The sequence below is a fragment of the Acinetobacter sp. YH12249 genome (assembly GCF_013417475.1).
Classification (GTDB): Bacteria; Pseudomonadota; Gammaproteobacteria; order Pseudomonadales; family Moraxellaceae; genus Acinetobacter.
Window position 1 is genome coordinate 83,398 of sequence record NZ_VPDX01000008.1, and the last position, 21,465, is coordinate 104,862.

Below are 21,465 nucleotides of genomic sequence, written 5' to 3' on the forward strand. Positions count from 1 at the left end.
AGATCTTTCTTCCCCCGATAATACCAGGATTTTTTTTTCTCTAGCTTAGCCACTTTATTTATCCGTGGAGAAAATTGAATGATTTGGTTCTTATACCCTTCTTTTTCTACAAGATTTTTTTTAAAAAAAATATTATCTTTTTCAATAAATAACGATTTACGTGTTGTAATAGAGCTTTTTACAAAGTTTTCGATCTTATTTTTTTCTTGTTGTAGATCCATTAATAAACACCTCACTATGTCTATCTACGCATCATATCAATTGTATTTTTATTAAAGTAGAGAGACTATTGTTAGCCAATTTCATATTTTAGTTTTTTAGAAATATTATTATTATTTTTATTAAAATATATATTTAACTAAATTTAGTTAAATTTCACCTAATAAAAAACTTAAGTTTATATTTTTTCTATAAATATTAGCCACTTATATTAAATTAAAATAAATAATTTATAATTACACTAGATCAGTTAATAATGAAATATATTTCATTATTAAGGTAAATAATTTTTTAAAATATAGCAAATCTCACACTAAATAAAATGTGACAAAATGTAATTTATTTATAAATAATGAGTCTTATATCACAATAAAATACTATTTTAAGCTTATAATTAAATATATTCTAATTAATTATACAATCAAGATAACGTTATTTTTATTCTATTGAGACCGTCTTAAATATATAAAACCAGATAAGATAAAAAAATTTAAGAAAACTAGAAATCCACCTCTAATAATAATGAGGTGGAATAATTCAAGTTAAAATTAGGTGATCATAAATCTATACTATAATAATCATGCACAATACCACGTGCACCAAATCTTTCTTTTTGATCAATCAATCCAATGTTTAAGTATTTCCCTTCATTTTCATTAGAAGTACCGAAATCAAATATTTTGGCATTTTTCTTACTTTTGTCTATTAAATGATCAATGAGATAATCTAATACCTTGTTCTCCCTACCTTTATCATTACTAGCCAAATATTGAGTATGAACTACTCTTTCTGTTTCAAAAGTCACTGCTCCTGCCACAATATTTCCATCAAGACAACATTTATATGCTCTTATATTATTAGGGAAACGACTTTTTAATAAATCTATTTCATCTTCATTATGTACAGGTTGTTGGTTATGATGCTGATGGAGTACTTCTCGGATTACTCCCCAAACCATACTAGGCTGTTCTACCTCCTCACAGCTGACCCCATTTTTTTTAAGCTTATTGACTGATCTTCTTTTACTTTCTGAGTATGAATATTCTTCATTTAGAGCAATAGAAACACTAATATCTCGTCGATAAAGCTTGGCATCATTTCGAAATAAAGCGTACAAGTCTTCTTGAGCAGGATAATTATGATAAATAACAGGAATGCATTTATATATAATCTTATCAATATTTTTTTGTTTTAAATAAATTTTTAATAAATTAAATAATTCCAGCATATCAGCTGCATGAATATCTCTATTAATTAAAAAACCACCAAAAGTTAAACCTTGATGACTATAAAAAATATTATCTCTAATATTTCCAGGCAATAAGGCTACAATTTTCCCTTTTTCATTTTTAAATATTAGTGATAAATCCTCAAATCGATCAGCATGATATTCCATAAAATCACGATTAAACATAAAATGATAATTTTTACATTTTAATAAAAATTCATTCCATATTATTTTATCTGAAGCTTCATATTTATGTATTTGAAAACCTAAGTCTTCTTTCATTATAGTACCCATATCTATATCCTAGTTATTATTTTTAAATCAAATATAATTTTTCTATTTATTAAAAAAATACTATTACTTTTTTTAAAGCCCATTAATGCCCATCATTTGTAATAGTCTATGGTTTATATGATCCGCATTAAAATTCTTTCTAGCATAGAGAAATCCTTGATAGCCCATTTTATTTATTTGTTCAGGATGTTCTATAAAATAAGTCATTTTCTCTACCAATGCAGCCACATCCCATTTAGGAATTAGGAAACCTGTCACCCCATCGACTACAGTTTCATTGCAGCCTGGAACATCAGTGGTGATGACTGGACGTCCTATAGCCATTGCTTCTTGTGTACTACGGGGCACCCCCTCTCGATAATAAGATGGTAATACAAAAACCGCGCTATTACGTAGCCTTTGATCTACATCAGTCACAAAACCATTATATTCGATAATACCTGTTTGTATTAGCTGATCTAATTCAGCTTGCTTTAAGCCAGTTGGATTTTCAGGATCTAATCCACCAATAATTTTAAACACAACTTCAGGATATTTTCTTTTTACTATTCTTGCTGCTTCTATATATTCAAATATTCCCTTTTCAGCGATCAATCTGGCTATAAATATAAATGATATATTTTCCTGATTATTCCATTTTGTATAAGCATAATCTTGTAAATTAAGACCAATTGGTCCCAAGACTTCGATCGCATTTTTTTTATGTGGCAAATTATAATGATGGACTAAATCCTTAGGATCATCATGATTTAAAAAAATAATTTTATCTAGATATGGAAATGCAAGCCGATATAGTGACACCTGCACAAAACGTATGAATTTAGCCTTTAAGCTTTGGCCATATTTATGAATAGTAAAAGGTGATCCTAGTCCTTCAATCATGCCATAAATATAAGGCACTTTAGTCTTATAAGCAGCTAGCGTTGCATAGATAACAGGCTTAGTTGAATAGGAAAATACAATATCAGGTTGAATTTCTTTTATTTTTTTAGCCAGCTGATAAGTTGAACGTAGATCAGCCAAGGGATTCAGCCCTCCTCGACTAAGCTGATATGTCACTAAGGTGACTCCTAAATCTTGAATTTTGGCCAACCATTCATTTGTATATTCAGATACAAAGGCATAAACATGATAATTCTGTGCCAGACAAGACAAAATAAAATCTTTTCGAAAACCGTAAAGATTAGAGGCAGTCGTTCCAATGATGATAATTTTTTTAGAGATCATGGCTTTATACGCTCTATGAGTTCTAATTGTGCAGCATAAAAATTTTTATCAGAGTCAGAGACTGATGTAACTCTACACTTATGTAGTATCTGCATTAAGTTCAAAAAATTTAGTACTTTTACAATAATTTTTTTAATTTCAAACTTTAAAACAATCTTATTTTTTTCAAGATCGGAAATAGTACTATTATAATATTTATTGATTACTCCGATCTGGGTATTATAACCACGGATCATTTTTTCTTTTTTTACATTTTCAACTTCTCTATAAAAATATAAAGGTTCCTGTAAAACGACGTAATTAAAATCATTTTTTATCGCAGCTGAAAGCCATAGTTCATAATCTTCAGCTAAGCAATTATCGACTTGGTACGGGTTTCTTTTACACCACTCCTTTCGGGCAAGTAATGAAGGATGCAGTATATTAGTAACACCTTGCAAAATTTCTTTGGGTTGCATTTGATGATTAGAATAGATTCTCTTTCCTAAAATTTCATTCTTGTCTCCAATTGAATATAAGCTGGTGACGACAACATCAATATCTGGATTTTCATTTAGTACTTTAATCTGTTTTTCAAGACGATCCACTGCCATTAAGTCATCAGCATCCATACGTGCAATAAAATCATACTTTGCTTCATTGATAATCTGATTTAAGCGGTAGGGTAATCTTCTATTATGCCCATCAGCTATGATACGGATTCTCGGATCATTAAATGAGCGGGCAATCTCTAAAGATCGGTCTGTTGACCCATCATCTACCAGAATTAATTCCCAATTTTGAAAAGTTTGCGCTAATACCGATTTAATGGCATCTTCTAAATATTTTTCAGCATTAAAAAATGGTATTCCTATAGAAATATACATATTTATTCTTCCTTATTATTATTTGAAAATAGTAAAAAAGCGGCCAATAAAAACCAAAAAATCAGTGTTCTTGCGCTATAAGTTGTAAACCCATATAGCATCGGCCCCAAGAATATCAACTTGTTTGAAAATGATAATTTTTTAAATATTTGATATAAAAAGATTAAAAATAAAGAGATGCCGACGATCCCATAATAAAAAAGGATACCTAACCAAGTTGAATGAATTTCGTTCCCTTTCGGGTTATATAACCAGTGCGCACCTTGGCCAGCACCAAAAATTAAATATTGAGGATATTCAAGGAAGTTAAAAAGACCTCGTCCTTCTGCCTGGCTGTCTTTTTGATCCAGGCCTTCGACAAAACGCAGAACCACACTATCAAAAGCCCCTAAATGATATAAAAAGTAACTGAGGGTACTAAAAATGACTAATATGCCAAAAAATACAAATATTCTTTTATTCAGATCCCCTTTTTGACTAAATATAAATCCTAAAGTCAGCATTAAGAAGCCAATTGAAGCAGACCTTGACATGGTCAATAGAATTAAGAATAAAGCTAAAAAATAAACGATTATCTTTTTTAAATTACTTTCAGAAATATATAAAAAAATAGCACAGGTAGTTAAAACCCAAAATGCCATCTGATTGGGATCATTAAAAAGACCATTGTATCGTGGTTCAAAATTGTAACGACCTAATCCACTTGCCCAGATCGCAATTTCTATTACATAGGAAAATGGAATAAGAAACAGTATTTTTTCATAAAAAAAGTTAACTTGAGAGGAACTCAAATTCATTAATAATAAAAAAAACAACAAGTTAAAGATCCAGTAAATGGTAGAAACCATATAACTGGGATCTAGAACGATCAAATACCAAGCAAAATTTACACAAACTGTATATGCGACAAAGATTAAGGCTACACTTGAGTATTCGATGGTTATTTTTGAGCTACGGCTGAATAATAAAAATATAGCCGCCATAATAAAAAGGTGACTAAATTGTGGAACCCCACTAGACCAAAAATAAAACTGAGATAAGAAAAATGACAGCAAGATAAAGTATATAACCACTTTATCTTTTAAATTAATATCATCTAAAAAAATAATGTTATTTTTTGAATTACTTTCATTTAAAATAATCATTATCCATTCCTTTTATTATTATCTAATGCCTAGAATCAGCAAAAGAAATGATTAATATTTTTATATTACTAACTAAATTATTTTATTAAACATAGTTAAAATATAATTATTTATAAAATTTTTTAATTATTAAAAATCTTTTTTTATTAAGAGCCAATAAAAAAATCTAAAAAAATCATATGTTAAAATTTCTGTAGGATATTCTTTTAAAATTTTTATCATCTTTTCTAATGATTTCTTTTTAGATAATAGCCCTAATTCAAATGCATTAATCCACAAAGCTCTCTTTTTTGCTTTATTAAATAAAATATGATTCTGATATTCACTTAGAATCATCATTCTTGAATCGTGCATAAGAGTCGTTTGCTTATGCATATTATTGTCATGCAACCTATACTTTGCAAAAAGCACAGGAAGATAGCATAACTCCCCTTCTTGCGCTAAAAGCAGCCACATATACCAGTCTTCTATTTGTACTTCTGCATTGTAGCCACCTATTTTTTTTAAAGCTTGAGTACGAATAAGTTGTGTAGTAGCGGGCAAATCATGTTCTAACAATAAAATCTGGTCGAAGGTATAACTTTTTCTTTTTTTAACTCTATTTTTCACAAGATTAGAATCATTATCAATAATTGATACTCCTCCAAATACAGCTATACAGTTCTTATTCTGGCTTAGAAATTTGGTTTGTATTTTTATTTTATCTTTTAAGATTATATCATCAGAAGCAAGGGAGGAAAAATATTCCCCCTGTGCCCATTCTAATGCTTCATTTAGAGTTGTGCTTAAGCCCTTATTTGGACGATGTCTAAACTCAAATCGGGTAAACCGTTTTTCACATAATGGAATTAATTCTTGTATTTTTTCTACTGAAGCATCTGTAGATCCATCATCAATAATAATTAACTCAATATTCTGATAAGACTGGTCAATGACACTCTTGATGCTATCACGTATAAACCTTTCATGATTATAACTTGGTATAACTATAGAGACTAAGGGTTGTTCACTTATCATCATATTATTCCCTCTTTATTTTAATTGTTTAAATATAAATAAACTGATTACGATCCAATACAGCCCATAATTTATGAGATGAGCAATAGAAACACCTTCGAAACCAAACACTTGAGTACATATATAAGTTAAAGCAATGAGAGACACTGTAAATATAATCTCTGTACAAATATAGAGTTTAGTCATTGCTTTGCTGAGCATTAAATAAGCCAGTATCCAGCTTCCTATCTTCAAGGCATCTCCCATCATTTGCCAAAGAAATAAATCCTGCATAGGGGCAAAAGATGGACTAAATAATAATTTGATAATCCAATCACGTAGTATGAAAACACAAATTCCACCTACAACAGCAAGTGGAAAAATAAACTTATAGCCTAAATAGACCTCTTTCTTAATTTCATCAATTGCATTGAGTTCTGATAAGCGCGGCAAGTAATACACACCTAATGTAGTGGTTACGAGCAAAAGATATACTGTGCTTAGACGGATCATCGCCTCCCAATAGCCCGCATAAGCCAGGCTAAATTCTTGGGTTAAGTAAGCCCGAATTAACATTTGCGATAGCGGCACACAGATCGCACTGACTAATGCCATAAGAATAAACGAAGCAAACTTTTTGGTAATTCCTAAGTCTATTTTTCCTAATAGAGAGGAAAACTCAAACCAGTCTGCTCTATGACAGAGTATTAATGTCACTATAAATGCAATTGACTGATAGATGGATAATGCAATTAAAGCCCCATATAACTGCAACTTGATTGCCAAAACACCAGTGATCACAAGTGCAAATAAACTACCGGCAATATTTGCAAGCACCAGCTTTAAAATTTCTTTTTTCCCATTCAATATGGCTAAAAATAGCGTATTAAAATTGAAAAATATTAAAAAAATGGCAAACCATATAAAAATCGTTTGGTACTTAAGTGATTGAAATATATATAATGCCAGCTGCTTTTGAAAAATAAGTATGAGAATCGCAAAAACGAAACTAAATAGAAAAACAATACTCCCTGCTGTTTTCCAGACTGCACGTTGTTTAGTCTCATCTTCATGATATTCAGCCGTATATTTAACTACTGCAGTATTAATGGCACTGCCAGCAAAGGTCGTCACCATTTGAATAAAATTCTGGAATTGGCCGATCGCTGCATATCCAGTGGGTCCTAGATATACAGCCAGAATTTTATTCAGTACAAACATGGTGATGGTCTTAATCAAAACTGCTACACCATTCAGTACGCTGGTCCTAAATAGATTCATCTATGCCTGAAAACCATTACATAACCGAACAACCTGCTTTGCTTCATCCATAGATAAAGTGGGTCCAATCGGTAAGCTTAGGACCTCCGCATGAATCTGTTCTGAAACTGGAAAACTTAAGCCATTCCATTCCTGATAAGCCTGCTGCTGATGAGGTGGAATTGGATAATGAATGAGTGTCTGTACTCCGTTTTCTGCTAAATATTGTTGTAATTTTTCCCGATATTTTGTTCTGATCACAAATAAATGCCAGACATGTTGAGCATAAGTCTCGGTATCTATATTTTTGCACGGGAGCTCAATTGCGGGATTATGAATTTCTTTTAAATACAGATCTGCAATGTGCCGACGATGCTGATTCTCCTGATCTAAAAATTTAAGTTTCACATTCAGGATGGCAGCCTGAATTTCATCAAGACGACTATTTACACCTGGTACCAGGTTTTTATATTTTTCATGTGAACCATAATTACGTATAGCTTTAAGCATCTGCGCTAACTCAGCATCGTTGGTGGTAATTGCTCCTCCATCACCGAGTGCGCCTAAGTTTTTACCAGGATAAAAACTGAAACCTGCAGCATCTCCCCAATTTCCTGCTTTTTGACCATTTATTTCAGCACCATGACCTTGGGCCGAATCTTCTAAAACCAGCAAGTTATATTTTTTGGCAATGGCCATAATTTCTGGCATTGCAGCGAGCTGTCCATATAAATGCACAGGCAAAATTACCTTTGTTTTTGGAGTTATGGCTGTCTCAATTTTCTGGGTATCAATATTAAAAGTCGTTATATCCGGTTCAACCAGTACCGGTTTCAGATTATTCTGTGAAATAGCTAAGATACTTGCAATATAGGTATTTGACGGGACAATGACCTCATCTCCTTCATGGAGTTTTCCTAATTCTTTCCATGCGCGTAGCGTTAAAATAAGCGCATCCAAGCCATTAGCAACACCTATGGCATATCGTGTTCCACAATAATTTGCAAAATTATACTCAAATTCTTCTAATTCTTTGCCACAGATATACCAACCAGAGTCGATTACCTGAGTGCAAGCTGCAATCAGTTGATCACGGTATTGAGTATTTATCGCTTTCAGATCAAGAAAAGGAATCATTCTTATCAATCTCATATAAAAATTTATATTTATTTTTAATCTCATATTAATTAAAATTAATATACCTATAGTATTTAAATACAATCCTATTTATTTAGTTCATAACCTTTAGATTTAAAGCTTGGCTCCAATAAAAATTGTTTTACTTTCTTATTTAGTGGTTTTTCAATAAACCTATACATTAAAAAGCTAGCGATTAGAGTGACAATAAATATAAAAAAGGAAAACAGCATTAAGTCCATATTCAATGAAAATATTTTTCTTATATAATTTAAAACCTGTATTTCCAAAACATGCAGTAAGTAAAAAGAAAAACTGATTTCCCCTGCTAACACCATATATTTATTTGACAAAAAATGGGTAATTATACTTTTTTTCTGAGCAACATGAGACAGTGCAAAAATTAAAATAATTGCTGCCATAGGCAACCAATAGTAAATTGAATACCTGTAACTTATATCTATTTTATTATGAAATACAAAGAATAAAATAAAAAGTAAAATAGCTCCTAATTCAAATATAATTATAGGTTGCTTAATTTTGGAATAGCCCACTTTAAATTTTTCAAAAATATCAAATAGGATAATACCCAGTAAGAAGTCAGAAAAACGCACATATGGTGAAATATATAACCAATAGTGATCCTGATTTTTATCAAGCTGAATATTTAGAATCAAAATACCTATAAGATAGAATATAAAAATATAACTTCTTATTTTTTCAGAAATTAAAAATGCAAATGGAAACAGCAGGTAGAAGAACATTTCATCAGAGATACTCCAGGACGGAGAATTCAATGAGAAATGGATCTCTTCTGATGTAAAAAAGCTTTGTATCAGAAAAACATGCTGGATTAAATATTCCCACCCCTTGCCAGACTGAGCAAAGGTTAATAAGAATACTAGGGCTGTTGTAGCAATATGTACGGGATATATTCTAGCTAGACGAGAAATATAAAATTCTCTTTTTGAAATATTTCCAATTAAAAACTTTTCTTTATAATTGTAAGCTAAGATAAATCCACTCAAAATGAAGAAAAAGCTGACTCCTAAAAAGCCTTCGTCAAAGATACTATTAAAAATATTGGCATAATCTGTTTCTTTTAGAAAAGCCAAATGACTCAGAAAAACAAAAAGTGCGAAAAACATACGCAATGATGTAAGCGGCTTAATCACGTCATATATCTCCTTAATATTTATTATTATTTTTTTAATTCTATCTTCTGAAGCTTATTCTTTTGCAAGGCCTTCATTCTAATGAATTAACTTTAATTTTATTATTTAGTGATCTGCTCAACCAAAGTCTGATCTACTTCTTTTAGAAACTGGTCATAATTACGAATGTAATCACTTTCATCATAGTAATCACTTGCCAGTACTAATAGGATGCAATCTTCTGAAAAATCATGCATCTCATGCCAAACCATAGGTGGGATTAATAATCCCTTATTAGACTGAGCAATCAAAACTTCCTGTTTTTCTTTGCCATTATCCATCAGCATTTTACAGCTACCTTGAATTCCAAAAGCAATCTGTTGAAGTTGCTTATGTGCATGGAATCCGCGTGGAACATCAGGTTGAGCGCCAGCAATATAATAAAGTCGCTGTATACTGAAGGGTATATTCCGATTGGCTTCTGCGACGACCAGACTGCCGCGGTGATCTCCCAGGTTAGGTAATTCAATCCACTTAATTAAGTTCATGCTCATTACCCCACCAAAGAAATCAGATATTGACCGTAGCCATTCTTATGCATGGTATGACCAATCGCTAAAACTTGCTCTTTACTCAACCAGCCATTGTTCAAGGCGATTTCTTCTAGACAAGCAACTTTATAACCTTGACGTCTTTCGAGGGTTTCAACAAATTGAGCCGCTTCAAGCAAACTACCCTGGGTACCTGTATCTAACCAGGCAAATCCACGTCCCAGAAGTTCAACATTTAGGTCACCACGTTCCAGATAAGCCTGGTTAATTGAGGTAATTTCCAGCTCACCCCGTTCTGAGGGTTTGACCTGTTTGGCAATCTGGATGACATCATTGTCATAAAAATATAAACCTGTCACCGCAAAGTTAGATTTTGGATTTTGGGGCTTTTCTTCGATTGAGATTACCCGTTGCTGTTCATCGAACTCTACGACACCAAAGCGTTCAGGATCTTTCACCTGATAGCCAAATACTGTTGCACCTTTTTGTCGTGCTGCGGCCTGACGTAACATCGGTGTAAAACCTTGGCCATAAAAAATATTATCGCCTAGTACCAGACATACATTGCTTTGACCGATAAATTTTTCACCCAGGATAAAGGCTTGTGCCAGACCATCAGGACGAGGCTGGATCGCATAACTCAGCTCCATGCCAAATTGCGAACCATCCCCTAATAAGCGCTTAAACCCTTCAATATCTTCCGGCGTACTGATCACTAGGACTTCACGAATACCGGCCAACATTAATACCGATAAGGGGTAATAAACCATTGGTTTGTCATAAATCGGAAGTAACTGTTTTGAGATTCCTTTGGTAATAGGATGCAAACGTGTACCTGAGCCACCTGCCAAGATAATCCCTTTTGTTGTTCTTAACATTATACTGCCTCCCCTAAACGTTCACGCTGATAAGAACCATCCTGAACACGCTGACACCATTCCAGATTATTCAGATACCATTGCACCGTTTTCCGGATACCTGTTTCAAAGGACTCTTGTGGCTTCCAACCCAGTTCGCGCTCGATTTTTGAAGCATCAATCGCATAACGCAAATCATGACCTGGCCGATCGTTAACAAAAGTAATGAGGCTTGTATAAGTTTTTCCCTCCAGACGAGGCTTGAGCTCATCCAGAATTTTGCAGATGGTTTTAACCACCTCAATATTCTGTTTTTCATTATGCCCCCCGATATTGTAGGTTTCTCCCACGATGCCTTCGGTTGCAACCTGATATAAAGCACGCGCATGATCTTCTACAAAAAGCCAGTCCCGGATCTGTTGACCATTGCCATAAACCGGCAATGACTTACCATCCAGGGCATTTAAGATCATTAAAGGAATCAATTTTTCAGGAAAGTGATAAGGACCATAATTATTTGAACAGTTCGTGATTACGACTGGCAAACCGTAGGTTCTATGCCAAGCCCGAACCAAATGATCCGAACTGGCTTTACTTGCTGAATAAGGTGAGCTTGGTAAATAAGGCGTAGTTTCAGTAAATAAGTCTGTTGTACCTTCTAAGTCTCCATATACTTCATCCGTTGAAATATGATGGAACTTGAATCTAGACTTTTTAATCGTAGATAGATTTTGCCAATACTTTCGTGCTACTTCCAATAAGGTGTAAGTTCCCACAATGTTTGTATTAATAAATTCTGCCGGACCATCAATCGAACGGTCCACATGAGACTCTGCAGCCAGATGCATGACGATATCTGGCTGAAACTCTAAAAATAATCGGGTTAAAGATACATGGTCGCAAATATCAGTTTGCGTAAATTGATAACGGGGATGATCCGATACAGAAATAAGTGACTCCAGATTACCTGCATAAGTTAACTTATCAACATTTAATACATGATGTTCAGTCTCGTTAATGAGATGCCGAATGACGGCAGATCCAATAAAACCGGCCCCACCGGTTACCAATATATTCATCACCATTTTGATTATCCTTTAATATTTTTTATTTTACTTTTCACAAATTATTTTTAATGTATTGGTGCCGTCTAGGCACGTCTGTTTTTATTGATTTGTCTATAAGATATATTAATTTTATTACACAAACTACCCATAGAACAGCTAATCATCAAATGTAGTTACATTTTAAAAATCCGGATAATTTTTTTTAAACTTAATCCATCTTATATAGGCTTCAAGTTTTCAGATAATTTTCCACTAATATTAATTTAACAATCATCAAACCCAATTAAATATTATTTTAATTAACAATAGATTATTTTGATTACTATAAAAATAAAGTATTTTAAAATCTATTAAAATATAATTGAATATTAAGAAAAATCAATGATCTAAAAAACCTCTAGATTAGATAAAAATTATATGAAAATACTTTTCTATATTAATTTCAGACCTTAATTCCTTCTATCACTAGAGAATAGTACTTATTTAAAAAATAACAATTGGAAACAATTAATATTCTTATGTCATCTTAAGCAATTCACTATATCTCTACAGCTTATTTAATCACGGTTTCACGTCTATTTTCGTCAATCTTACAGTTAAATTCCAGCTCAGACTTATTAAATTGACTTAAGAATAGCTATAGACAAGGCATGTGATCTATTATATTTTTTAGACGTTAATCACATAAACCGAATTCAAAAAAATTAATAATTATTAATAAATACCAATTCTGAACATATAAAAATAAAGGGGTTTCAAGTGAACTATAGACACCTTTTAGGTACTTTTACCTTAAGCCTATCTCTGGTTGGATGTGCAGCAACATCCGGCTTTCAAACGTATGATTTACCGACAGAAGGAATCTATCAAACTGAACTGGGAACTCCAGTCAATCTGGTGAAACTGACTCAGGATACATTACCTGTAGTACAGTCTGCGCAAACGCATAATCTCAGTCATTATGCTCCACTATTTCAGACTGAGGTGCAGGATTACCGCTTAAATCCAGGAGATATTTTATCTTTCCAGTTATGGGCTTATCCTGAAATTAGTGCCATTCCTACAGCAAGCGACAATAATAATGGTTATCAGATAGACCGGAATGGTTATATCCAGTTTCCATTCATCAATCGTTATAAAGCAGCCGGAAAAACCCTTCCACAAGTGAATCAGGAAGTGCGACGTCTGTTGATTCCTTATTTGAATAACCCGGATGTGGTCGTGAGAGTAATTTCCTATCAGGGACAGCGTTATTCAGTAGTAGGGAATGTGAAATCAGCTGGACAATTTTACCTGACTGACCAGCCGGTAAGTGTGTATACGGCGCTGGGCCTGGCTGGCGGGATTAATGAACAAGGTGATTCCACTTCAATCCAGCTCGTACGCCAAGGTGTGACCTATGATCTGAACACGATTGCTTTGGAAAAAGCGGGTTATTCCTTACATAAGCTACTGATTCAACCCAATGACACCCTGTATATCAGTCCTCGGGAAAACCAGAAAATCTATGTCATGGGTGAAGCCGGCACCAATAAACCATTACCTATCCGTGACCAGGGCATGACACTCGCCGATGTACTGGGTGAAAGCGAAGGTATTAATCCATATTCTGCCAATCCGAGTCGAATTTATGTCTTGCGTGGCAATTCTGACAACAAGATGACTGAAATCTATCACTTAAGTCTAAAAAATCTGGGAGATTTTGGTCTGGCTAAACAGTTCAAGATGAATAGTAACGATATTGTCTATGTTGATGCTACTGGTCTGACCCGTTGGGAACGCGTAGTGAGTCAGATTCTTCCATTTTCATATGTCGCTGGTTCAGCTATACGATAGGTGAAAGTATGAAAATTAAAAATCTTTTAGCAATCTGTTTTGGACATGTTAATCATCAATTAGTGAATAAACATTTATTTATAAGATCTATCCGTACTTTCAGATTAAATCTATAAGGCTGGATCAACTAAATAATGACTGTTAGTACTAATAAAAACACTATTTTTAATTCCTCCATGGACTTCATCTGTAACTCCATGGTGCCCGAAAACCAGATATGAAACAGATTAGATGAAAGACAACATTATTCTGATCAGAATCAGAATGTCTGGTCTTTAGCGGACTCGACATACCCAGAGAGGATAAAAAACAGAATATTGAGAATCCTTTCTCGCAGGGCAGCAAGTCATTGATGCAGTCTTTTTTGAGTTAATTCAAAATGGCATCAGCGACTGGAAAAATCACTTTTAAACTTTTAGATAGTAAAATTATGAACAAAAATAACAATACCGATAATATGATTGACCTAAAAGGGGTGTTCTTTTCCCTGCTCGCGCAATGGAAGCTCATCCTGCTATGTGGTTTGCTCAGCCTGATTGTAGTGCTGCTTTACATACGTACCGCAGCAATTAACTATAAGGTTGATGCAATCGTCCAGGTCGAAGAAAGTAGAGGCTCATCAGCTGCTTTACTTGGTAGCCTATCCAGCATTGTGAGTCAGATGTCTTCATCCAATGCCGAGATTGAGGTTTTAAAATCACGTACGATTCTCGAATCCGTAATTGACCGTTTAAATCTGGATCTGCATATTGCCAGCACTGAAGACTCTTTTATTAACCGTTTGATTCAAGGCAGAACTTCTCAAACTGAATATCAGACCGAAACCGTACGCTTTAAGGATGGTCAAAAAAGTTTTGATATCCGTCAGTTTGACGTCCCTGTAGCCTATCTGGATAAAAATCTGCTGCTGAAATTTCAACAACAGAGCTTTAGCCTGATCAATCCACTGACCGAAGAAATCGTCTTTCAAGGCGCACTAAACCAGCCGGTTGAGGCTAAAGCTGCACAGGGCGACTGGAAAATTGCCATCTTTACTCAAGATAATCTCGATAACAGTTATCAGGTGAAAAAGCTCTCATTGCCTTCAGCGATCGATTCTATTCTTGCCAATTATACGATTACAGAAAAAGGTGATCTGAGCGGCGTTTTGCAACTTCGCTATCAAGGTCAAGATAAACAGCACATCACTAAAGTCCTGAATACGATTTTAGCAGTTTACAGCCAGCATAATATTACACGCCGTTCGACAGACACTGCACGAACACTGGCTTTCCTGGATGAACAATTGCCGGATTTAAGGAAACAGCTTGATGATGCAGAATTTGCCTTCAATCGCTTCCGCCAAAAATATAATACCGTTGATATCACCAGAGAATCAGAATTATATTTAAATCAAAGTGTTAATTTAGAATCACAAAGAGCCCTACTTGAACAGAGACAGGCAGAAATAGGTGCCAAGTATGCAGCTGCCCATCCAGCCATGCGTGAAATTACGGCCCAACTTCGCGTAGTGAATGGCAAGATTCGTGAATTGAATTCAACACTTAAAAATATTCCAGAGATTCAACGCCAGTATTTACAACTGTCTCGTGACGTTGAAGTGAAACAGCAACTGTATACCAATCTGGTAAATTCTTATCAGCAACTGCGTGTTGCTAAAGCAGGTGAAAGCGGTAATGTTCATATTATTGATACCGCACTTGAGCCAGTTGACCAGATTCAACAAAAACAGCCTCTGATTTTATTTTTAACCTTCTGCTTTGGTATTTTCCTGGGCATCCTGGTGGCATTGTTCCGTAACATGCTACGTTCTGGTGTGAAAGATAGCAGTCAGATCGAATATCAGTTAGACCTGCCAGTCTATGCCAATATCGCTCATTCTACTGTTCAGAAGCCTGGCCTGAAATTACTGAAAAAGAAAAAAATGCCTTTCTTATTGGCATTGAAACACAGTGATGATATGGCAGTTGAAAGCTTAAGAAGCATTCGTACAGCGAGCCACTTTGCTCTGACTCAGGCCAAAAACAATATCATGATGATTTCAGGTCCAGCACCAAAAGTTGGAAAATCTTTTGTTGCCAGCAATCTGGCCGTCATCATGGCAGAGAAAAATAAGCGTGTACTGATCATTGATGCAGACCTGCGCCGTGGTCATATACACAAATATTTTAATCTGGATAACCAGTATGGATTAACTGAATATCTGAATGAACACGTGTCTTTGGATAAAGTGGTACAAACCACCAATGTGCCGAACTTAAATGTCATTAGCTGTGGTGAAAATGCAACTAATCCAGCTGAGCTTCTGAATTCAGAACGCTTCCAGGAGTTGTTGCAAAAACTGATTCCACACTATGACCATATTATTATTGATACTCCACCGGTACTGGCTGTTACGGATGCGATTATTGTTTCCCGATACGTCGGACTTAATCTGGTTGTAGCACGCTATGCAAAAACCCAGATGAAGGAACTGGCACTTACAGTAAACCGCTTTAAACAGGCTGGCAGTACTGTCAATGGTCTGATCCTGAACGATATCCAGCGTTCAGCAGGTGGCAGCTATAGCTATGATTATACATATAGTTATAAGCCGAAAGCCAAAACCAGCTAATCTAATAGCTCCTAAAAAAAACCAGCAATCATTGCTGGTTTTTTCTTTTTTGAGTCGTACCAAATGCAGGTATTCACTTGCTAAAAAACCACCCGTTCTACAAGATTTCTTAAAATTTTCTGCTAAGATGGACTGAACCTCAACGATAACATTAGATTGGACAAATACATGAGTAAGGCCTTACCGATTGCCGTCGCTGTTCTTTTAGGCGGTGCCGCGCTAGTACCTGTTTACTATGCAACTCAAAACCCTGCTACTCAAACTACAAAAGCATCTAAAGATGCCTCTGCTGTCTCTAAAATCAGCTATGCACTCGGTTATGAAGTGGCGCATCAGACTCCTCCTGAGCTGGACATTAACAGTTTTGTGACCGGTGTACGTGAAGGACATGCGCGTTCTGCACCTGCCTATACGGAAGAAGAATTACAGGCAGCTTATGAGCAGTTCCAGAAAGAAATGCAAAAAAAGCAGCTTGATAGTGCAAAACAGGCTCAAGCTTCAAGTGATACTTTCCTGACTGAAAATGCGAAAAAAGCAGGTATTAAAACAACTGCTTCCGGCTTACAGTACCAAGTCACGAAAGAAGGTACAGGTAAACAGCCAAAAGCCTCTTCAATTGTGAAAGTACATTACACTGGTAAACTGGTAGATGGCACTGTATTTGACAGTTCAGTAGAACGCGGTGAACCGATCGAGTTTCCATTAAATCAAGTCATTCCAGGCTGGACTGAAGGTCTGCAGCTGATGAAAGAAGGCGGTAAGGCAACTCTATATATTCCGTCAAATCTGGGTTATGGTGAACAGGGTGTCCCTGGTACGATTCCTCCGCATAGCACTTTGATTTTTGATGTGGAATTAATCGAAGTAAAATAATACAAATAGGGAGAGCGACCAGCTCTCCTTTATTTTTGAGAATTGATAATGAAAATACAAATCAGTTTAATGGTTTTGCTGCTCAGTTCAGGCAGCCTTTTTGCTAAAGAGATCAATAATACAAGTAGTGAAGCTGAGAAGATTGGTTACAGCTTTGGTTATCTGATGGGTCGCAGTAATGCAGACACTTTAAAGGATCTTGATTTAGATGCATTTAGCCAGGGCTTAAAGACAGCCGCTGCTGGACAAAAATCCAGTTTAAGCGATGAAGAAATGACCCAAGTGCTGACTCAGTATAAACGTCAAAGTGATGCCAAAGAACTGATTGTGCTGAAACAGAAAGCTGAAGAAAATGCCAAAGCTGGCAAAGCATTCTTGCAGGAAAATGCGAAAAAGCCAGGCGTTAAAACTACCAAATCTGGTCTGCAATACCTGGTACTGAAAGAAGGTAAAGGGAAATCACCAAGTGCTAACAGTAATGTCCGTGTGCATTATGAAGGTCGCCTGATTGATGGTACCGTTTTTGACAGTTCGATTGCCCGCCAGCAGCCAGTCGATTTCCGTACCACCCAAGTGATTACTGGCTGGACAGAAGGCTTACAGCTGATGAAAGTCGGTGCTAAATACCGCTTCTTTATCCCCGCTGATCTGGCCTATGGACAGATTGGTTCGGGAGATATCATTGAACCAAATAGTACCCTGATTTTTGATATCGAATTACTGGAAATTATTAAATAAAAATTCCTTTAATTGTAAAAGTTAAAAAGAGAGGCAAATTATTTGCCTCTCTTTTTTTGTACTGATGAGAAACGAATTAGTTGGAGCTTTTCATGTATATTCATAGCAGTTTTGCTATTTTATAGTTTAATCAAAATATTCAACAACAATAGAGGACTTCAGCATGGCAGCAATCAAGACCCGCGAAATTCAATATACTGCGCAGGATGGCAGCACTTTGATTGGTTATTTTGCCGCACCAGAAACTGATGCACCTGTAGCCGGTGTTATCGTGGCACCCGAATGGTGGGGCCGCAATGACTATACTGAACAGCGTGCCCGTGAACTGGCGGAACATGGTTATGCCGCGCTGGCAATTGATATGTATGGTGACAAGAAAGTGACCACCAACTCTGATCAAGCCTATCAATGGATGATGCAGACGTTTGAAGATCCGGACACCATTGTGAACCGTGCGAAAGCTGCTTTAGATACTTTGGCGGCACAGGATGAAGTCAATCCGGAAAAACTGGCGGCAATTGGTTTCTGCTACGGCGGTAAAGTGGCTCTGGATCTGGCTCGCTCAAATGCACCGTTAAAAGCTGTGGCTACTTTCCATGCCAACCTGTCTCCTAAAGCACCTGCACAGGAAGGCCAAGTACAGGCAGAAATTCTGGTCCTACATGGCGAAAAGGACAGTATGGTGAGCCTGGATGATGTCGCCAGCTTTAAAGAAGAAATGCAGGCGGCTAAGGTCGAGCATAATGTGATTGTATTTGAAAATGCCAAGCATGGATTCAGTAACCCGCTGGCGGATGAGCGCGCCAAGGCCAATGGTGTCGATCTGGGCTACAATGCTGAAGCAGAGAAACAAAGTTTGGCTGCCATGTATGAATTACTAGCACGACAACTCGCCTAATAACAGATAAATTGATCCGGCTCATGATCGAGCTGGGTCATACATGAAAAAATAAATTCAATGAAAGGAGCCAATATCATGACTGAAAATAACTGCCCGTACTGTAATTTTGACGAATACGATATTCTGGCTAAAAATGATTTTGCTGTCGTGTTACCTGAACCCAACTCCCTGTCCAAAGGACATTATGTAGTTACTCCATTACGTCATGTGGCGTCATTTTTTGAAATCACAGATAAAGAACGTAAGAGCATGATGTCCTTACTTGAACAGGCTCGTAATGAATTGCAATTACGCTATCAGCCTTCCGGTTTTCATGTCGGGTTTAATGATGGCGAAGTATTTCAGGAAAAATCAGAACATTTACACATTCATATTATCCCACGTTATGAAGGCAAGGTATTAAAGCTGGATGCACGCTGGGGCATTGAAGAATAAGAATTTAAATTTTTTTCCCGAGTGAATGCTTTTCGAAGTGTTCACTTGTCCCTTCCATTTATTCATTTTTACTCTTTTTCAGTCTTGCTGTTTTAGCAGACTTTTCATCTTTTAGCTGGGTCTCTTCAGTTATACTAGGCCTCGTTTTCCAGTTTGTTCTATCTTCATGTTTGTATTTTCAGATGCCCTTTTAGAATGGTTTGATGTGCATGGCCGTCATGATTTGCCGTGGCAAGTGGCTGATGATCCCTATAAGGTCTGGGTCTCTGAAATCATGCTACAGCAGACTCAGGTCAAAACCGTGCTGCAATATTTTGAGCGGTTTATTCAACGTTTTCCGACAGTACAGGACTTAGGTACAGCTTCTTGGGATGAAGTCGCACCCTATTGGGCTGGGCTGGGCTATTATGCTCGTGCCCGCAATTTGCATAAGGCAGCCGGTATTGTAGCAAGGCAGGGGCATTTCCCGACGAGCCTAGAAGAATGGATCGCCCTGCCCGGCATTGGCCGCTCAACCGCGGGAGCCTTAATGTCTTTGGGTTTACGTCAGTACGGCGTGATCATGGATGGTAATGTCAAACGGGTGCTGGCACGATTTTTTGCGATCGAAGATGATCTGTCTAAACCGGTTCATGAACGTGCCTTGTGGGAGCTTGCTGAACAGCTTTGCCCGGTTGAACGGAATCATGACTATACCCAGGCGATTATGGATCTCGGTGCGACCGTCTGTACTCCGAAAAAGCCTTTATGCCTGTATTGTCCAATGCAGCAACATTGCAAGGCACATCAACAGGGTCTGGAAAATGAATTGCCCTTTAAAAAAGCCAAAAAGCCGGTACCGGTCAAAGCAGCTCAAGTGCTGTTGATCCAGTCAGGTGATGAATGGCTATGGCAGCAACGTCCTAATAGTGGTCTTTGGGGCGGGCTTTGGTGTCTGCCAATTATTGAAGACACTCATACATTTGAACAACTGTGCCAGCAACTGGGTCTGAAAAATCTCGTACAAAAGATCCAGATCAGCCACAGTTTCACCCATTTTACCTGGCAGCTTGAAGCCATGGTTTTTGCAGTCGATGCAGATCAGCAGGAACATCTGGCGATTGAGTTACAGGGCTTCTGGATGAACCCGGAAACTGCGGTCAATGCAGGTATTCCAACCGCCATGAAAAAATTGATTTCTACCGTAAATTTATGACATAGTCTGGAACAAGAAGAATCATACTGGCCTCATTTAAGGATAAATATTTTGCGCCATTCTCTTGCGTTTGTCGGGCTTTCTTTGGTGATGTTATTTCTGGTGGCGTGTAGTAGCGCACCGAAACATCCTTCTGCGGTTCAACTTAATCCGGCACTGGTCAAAAAACTGAATCATATGCGTATGCCCTCTTCTCTGCCAATTCCGGTAGATCGGGTTCAGGCTCGTGAATTGAAAGATACTTGGGGAGCTTCGCGTAGTAGTGGCCGTTTGCATGAGGGCATTGATATTCTGGCTCCACGTGGAACCAAGGTTCGTAGTGCGACGCCTGGTCTGATCGCGGATTTACGGAATAACAATTTGGGTGGTAAAGTAGTCTGGATTCTGGGTCCAGGTGGTGCCTGGCATTATTATGCACATCTGGATGGTCATAAGCGTGGCCTGAAAGTTGGTGACTATGTCAAAAAGGGCGATGTCATTGGTTATGTCGGTAATACTGGCAATGCCCGGCATACTGCGCCACATCTGCATTATGGTCTCTATTTAAATGGTAAGGGCCGTGGTGTTGTTAACCCTTATCCATATTTACGTTAATTTTAGGAAGTTTACATGTCAGAAGCGTTGATCAACCGTCTGGTCGAATTTGCTGAATCAGGCAATCAACAGAAAATCGTGCTCAATGGCCAGACCTATCAGGGCTGGATCATGGAAATTACCGAAGAGGCGCTTCTGATCAGTACCGGTTATGCCGACAAAAGTGGTAAGGATATGTGGATCCAGTTCAGCGATCTGCAGCAGGCAGAACTCTCCTACTGGGATAATCAGCAAGATCAGTGGACGACATTTAAATTATAAGATAATCAAAAGGAGCA

Annotated in this window: 20 protein-coding genes; 9 read left to right on the top strand and 11 right to left on the bottom strand. The window is 36.6% G+C overall.

Annotated elements, in window-relative coordinates:
* Positions 1 to 775: 775 nt before the first annotated feature.
* The 11 genes from FTV25_RS06765 to rfbB all read right to left on the bottom strand — a co-directional run bounded on the left by FTV25_RS06765 (position 776) and on the right by rfbB (position 12,013).
* The gene (locus FTV25_RS06765; protein ID WP_257218924.1) at positions 776 to 1,741 is read right to left on the bottom strand and encodes a GNAT family N-acetyltransferase; all 966 of its coding nucleotides are present in this window, start codon (positions 1,739 to 1,741) and stop codon (positions 776 to 778) included.
* A 72-nt stretch (positions 1,742 to 1,813) separates the two neighbouring features.
* Positions 1,814 to 2,968 carry a glycosyltransferase family 4 protein gene (locus FTV25_RS06770; RefSeq protein WP_180002625.1) on the bottom strand — a complete coding sequence of 385 codons (1,155 nt, stop codon included), beginning with the start codon at positions 2,966 to 2,968 and terminating at the stop codon, positions 1,814 to 1,816.
* On the bottom strand, positions 2,965 to 3,834 hold the full coding sequence (locus FTV25_RS06775) for a glycosyltransferase family 2 protein (RefSeq protein ID WP_180002624.1): 870 nt from the start codon (positions 3,832 to 3,834) through the stop codon (positions 2,965 to 2,967). Before FTV25_RS06775 ends, FTV25_RS06770 begins: the two co-directional genes overlap by 4 nt.
* 2 nt (positions 3,835 to 3,836) lie before the next feature.
* Positions 3,837 to 4,979 (bottom strand): O-antigen ligase, encoded by a 1,143-nt coding sequence (locus FTV25_RS06780; protein WP_180002623.1) that lies wholly within the window; start codon positions 4,977 to 4,979, stop codon positions 3,837 to 3,839.
* Between the two features lie 129 nt (positions 4,980 to 5,108).
* Entirely contained in the window at positions 5,109 to 5,996 is an 888-nt protein-coding gene (locus FTV25_RS06785; protein WP_180002694.1) for a glycosyltransferase, read from the bottom strand.
* Between the two features lie 15 nt (positions 5,997 to 6,011).
* On the bottom strand, positions 6,012 to 7,256 hold the full coding sequence (locus FTV25_RS06790) for an O-antigen translocase (protein WP_180002622.1): 1,245 nt from the start codon (positions 7,254 to 7,256) through the stop codon (positions 6,012 to 6,014).
* A complete protein-coding gene (locus FTV25_RS06795) occupies positions 7,257 to 8,372 on the bottom strand; it encodes a DegT/DnrJ/EryC1/StrS aminotransferase family protein (RefSeq protein ID WP_180002692.1) in 1,116 nt (371 codons plus the stop codon).
* Positions 8,373 to 8,458: 86 nt separating this feature from the next.
* Positions 8,459 to 9,547, bottom strand: a complete 1,089-nt coding sequence (locus tag FTV25_RS06800; protein ID WP_180002621.1) for an acyltransferase — start codon at positions 9,545 to 9,547, stop codon at positions 8,459 to 8,461.
* 101 nt (positions 9,548 to 9,648) lie between these two features.
* Positions 9,649 to 10,074, bottom strand: a complete 426-nt coding sequence (locus FTV25_RS06805) for an FdtA/QdtA family cupin domain-containing protein (protein WP_180002620.1) — start codon at positions 10,072 to 10,074, stop codon at positions 9,649 to 9,651.
* 5 nt (positions 10,075 to 10,079) lie between these two features.
* On the bottom strand, positions 10,080 to 10,955 hold the full coding sequence (rfbA, locus tag FTV25_RS06810) for a glucose-1-phosphate thymidylyltransferase RfbA (RefSeq protein ID WP_104426847.1): 876 nt from the start codon (positions 10,953 to 10,955) through the stop codon (positions 10,080 to 10,082).
* Positions 10,955 to 12,013: a dTDP-glucose 4,6-dehydratase gene (gene rfbB / locus FTV25_RS06815; RefSeq protein ID WP_104427030.1), complete on the bottom strand. Its 1,059-nt coding sequence runs from the start codon at positions 12,011 to 12,013 to the stop codon at positions 10,955 to 10,957. Before rfbB ends, rfbA begins: the two co-directional genes overlap by 1 nt.
* A 747-nt stretch (positions 12,014 to 12,760) precedes the next feature.
* On the opposite strand from rfbB, the gene FTV25_RS06820 reads away from it, so the two are divergent.
* The 9 genes from FTV25_RS06820 to FTV25_RS06860 all read left to right on the top strand — a co-directional run bounded on the left by FTV25_RS06820 (position 12,761) and on the right by FTV25_RS06860 (position 21,448).
* Complete coding sequence (locus FTV25_RS06820; protein ID WP_180002619.1) at positions 12,761 to 13,837, top strand: polysaccharide biosynthesis/export family protein; 1,077 nt, start codon at positions 12,761 to 12,763, stop codon at positions 13,835 to 13,837.
* A 430-nt stretch (positions 13,838 to 14,267) separates the two neighbouring features.
* Positions 14,268 to 16,451 (top strand): polysaccharide biosynthesis tyrosine autokinase, encoded by a 2,184-nt coding sequence (locus FTV25_RS06825; protein WP_180002618.1) that lies wholly within the window; start codon positions 14,268 to 14,270, stop codon positions 16,449 to 16,451.
* 168 nt (positions 16,452 to 16,619) lie between these two features.
* Complete coding sequence (locus FTV25_RS06830; protein ID WP_180002617.1) at positions 16,620 to 17,324, top strand: FKBP-type peptidyl-prolyl cis-trans isomerase; 705 nt, start codon at positions 16,620 to 16,622, stop codon at positions 17,322 to 17,324.
* Between the two features lie 48 nt (positions 17,325 to 17,372).
* Positions 17,373 to 18,062, top strand: a complete 690-nt coding sequence (locus FTV25_RS06835; RefSeq protein WP_005233205.1) for an FKBP-type peptidyl-prolyl cis-trans isomerase — start codon at positions 17,373 to 17,375, stop codon at positions 18,060 to 18,062.
* Positions 18,063 to 18,225: 163 nt separating this feature from the next.
* Positions 18,226 to 18,960 carry a dienelactone hydrolase family protein gene (locus tag FTV25_RS06840; RefSeq protein ID WP_159124503.1) on the top strand — a complete coding sequence of 245 codons (735 nt, stop codon included), beginning with the start codon at positions 18,226 to 18,228 and terminating at the stop codon, positions 18,958 to 18,960.
* Positions 18,961 to 19,038: 78 nt separating this feature from the next.
* A complete protein-coding gene (locus FTV25_RS06845; RefSeq protein WP_005233203.1) occupies positions 19,039 to 19,398 on the top strand; it encodes an HIT family protein in 360 nt (119 codons plus the stop codon).
* A gap of 166 nt (positions 19,399 to 19,564) precedes the next feature.
* Positions 19,565 to 20,593: an A/G-specific adenine glycosylase gene (mutY, locus tag FTV25_RS06850; protein WP_125279707.1), complete on the top strand. Its 1,029-nt coding sequence runs from the start codon at positions 19,565 to 19,567 to the stop codon at positions 20,591 to 20,593.
* Positions 20,594 to 20,683: 90 nt separating this feature from the next.
* A complete protein-coding gene (locus FTV25_RS06855; RefSeq protein ID WP_171431287.1) occupies positions 20,684 to 21,187 on the top strand; it encodes a M23 family metallopeptidase in 504 nt (167 codons plus the stop codon).
* Between the two features lie 15 nt (positions 21,188 to 21,202).
* On the top strand, positions 21,203 to 21,448 hold the full coding sequence (locus FTV25_RS06860) for a hypothetical protein (RefSeq protein ID WP_004780440.1): 246 nt from the start codon (positions 21,203 to 21,205) through the stop codon (positions 21,446 to 21,448).
* Positions 21,449 to 21,465: the final 17 nt, after the last annotated feature.

Coding starts and splice junctions, on each gene's coding strand:
- FTV25_RS06765 (WP_257218924.1), bottom strand. CDS start 1,741: ATGGGTACTATAATGAAAGAAGACTTAGGTTTTCAAATACATAAATAT.
- FTV25_RS06770 (WP_180002625.1), bottom strand. CDS start 2,968: ATGATCTCTAAAAAAATTATCATCATTGGAACGACTGCCTCTAATCTT.
- FTV25_RS06775 (WP_180002624.1), bottom strand. CDS start 3,834: ATGTATATTTCTATAGGAATACCATTTTTTAATGCTGAAAAATATTTA.
- FTV25_RS06780 (WP_180002623.1), bottom strand. CDS start 4,979: ATGATTATTTTAAATGAAAGTAATTCAAAAAATAACATTATTTTTTTA.
- FTV25_RS06785 (WP_180002694.1), bottom strand. CDS start 5,996: ATGATAAGTGAACAACCCTTAGTCTCTATAGTTATACCAAGTTATAAT.
- FTV25_RS06790 (WP_180002622.1), bottom strand. CDS start 7,256: ATGAATCTATTTAGGACCAGCGTACTGAATGGTGTAGCAGTTTTGATT.
- FTV25_RS06795 (WP_180002692.1), bottom strand. CDS start 8,372: ATGATTCCTTTTCTTGATCTGAAAGCGATAAATACTCAATACCGTGAT.
- FTV25_RS06805 (WP_180002620.1), bottom strand. CDS start 10,074: ATGAACTTAATTAAGTGGATTGAATTACCTAACCTGGGAGATCACCGC.
- rfbA (WP_104426847.1), bottom strand. CDS start 10,955: ATGTTAAGAACAACAAAAGGGATTATCTTGGCAGGTGGCTCAGGTACA.
- rfbB (WP_104427030.1), bottom strand. CDS start 12,013: ATGAATATATTGGTAACCGGTGGGGCCGGTTTTATTGGATCTGCCGTC.
- FTV25_RS06825 (WP_180002618.1), top strand. CDS start 14,268: ATGAACAAAAATAACAATACCGATAATATGATTGACCTAAAAGGGGTG.
- FTV25_RS06830 (WP_180002617.1), top strand. CDS start 16,620: ATGAGTAAGGCCTTACCGATTGCCGTCGCTGTTCTTTTAGGCGGTGCC.
- FTV25_RS06835 (WP_005233205.1), top strand. CDS start 17,373: ATGAAAATACAAATCAGTTTAATGGTTTTGCTGCTCAGTTCAGGCAGC.
- FTV25_RS06840 (WP_159124503.1), top strand. CDS start 18,226: ATGGCAGCAATCAAGACCCGCGAAATTCAATATACTGCGCAGGATGGC.
- FTV25_RS06845 (WP_005233203.1), top strand. CDS start 19,039: ATGACTGAAAATAACTGCCCGTACTGTAATTTTGACGAATACGATATT.
- mutY (WP_125279707.1), top strand. CDS start 19,565: ATGTTTGTATTTTCAGATGCCCTTTTAGAATGGTTTGATGTGCATGGC.
- FTV25_RS06855 (WP_171431287.1), top strand. CDS start 20,684: ATGTTATTTCTGGTGGCGTGTAGTAGCGCACCGAAACATCCTTCTGCG.
- FTV25_RS06860 (WP_004780440.1), top strand. CDS start 21,203: ATGTCAGAAGCGTTGATCAACCGTCTGGTCGAATTTGCTGAATCAGGC.